1 pseudogene is annotated in these 1,166 nt (G+C 41.6%); it reads right to left on the minus strand.

The features are described from left to right. Positions 1-1,151, minus strand: a pseudogene (locus ACVC7R_RS08465) (excinuclease ABC subunit UvrA); the annotation flags it as partial. Between the last annotated feature and the right edge of the window lie 15 nt (positions 1,152-1,166).

The raw sequence follows: 1,166 nt of genomic DNA on the forward strand, positions 1-1,166 counted from the left end.
GCATCTGGGTAATTTTCGATAAATTCGACACCAATCAGAGAGCTCTTCCCTGAACCCGCGACACCCGTTACTGCGGTCAAGATTCCCTTAGGGATTTTTGTATTAACCTGTTTAAGATTATTTGCAGTAGCATCTTTGATGGCAAAATATTCTGTCCAAGCTAGTGGGTCTTGATTCAGTCTAAGTGGTTGATTTAGGGCACGGGTTGTGTAGGTGTCAGCTTTTTGCAACTCTACAAGACTTCCTTGAAAAATTAGCCTACCGCCTTCCCGACCAGCCAATGGTCCCAATTCAATGACTTCATCCGCTAAAGCTAACATTTGTCGGCTATGTTCCACAACCAAAATATTGTTGTGCTTATCTCTTAAATCCAACAAGAGCTGACCGATTTTCTCGGCATCATGAGGGTGCAGACCTGCAGTCGGTTCATCAAAAACGTAGTTGACATTACTTAGGCTGGAACCGATGTGTCGCACCAACTTGACCCGTTGCATCTCACCACCTGATAAGGTTTCTGTCTTCCGAGACAAAGATAAATAACCAATCCCAACCGTCTCCATCCGCTTAATAGCTGACTTGATTTGTGCAACTAATGATTGACCTAAAGGACTATCAACTTCTTCAAGTAAAGGCAAGAGTTCACTGACTGATAAGTTCATATAGTCAACAATATTATGCCCGTTTATCTTAGAAGCTAAGGCCTTGGGGTTTAGTCCTGAGCCTTCACAACTGGCACAAGGTACCTGAATGACAAGAGATAGCACTTCTTCTTGCAATGATTTTTTCAGCTTAGAAATATCCCTTTTCAGATAGAGGCGGTAGAAACGCGGAATGACACCTTCATAGTCAACACGGTCCACACTCCCCGTATTATTAGAACGAAATTCAACCTTGACTATTTCATCGCTTCCTTCTCGCAAAATCTGCCATTCTTCCTCAGAAAAATCAGCTAACTTTTTATCTGCATCAAGTAAAGGATTATTTTTGTAAAGATAAGCCTGCCAGCCACTCGAAAATTGGCTAAAATTAATAGCACCTTCATTCAATGATTTTGTGGTATCAAAAATCTTATCCTCAATTAACTGATAAACCTTCCCAATCCCAGTACAAATAGGACACATCCCTGCAGGATGATTGAAAGAATAAGCCATTGAACCACCCGCACT

The organism is Streptococcus sp. Z554 (assembly GCF_053010305.1).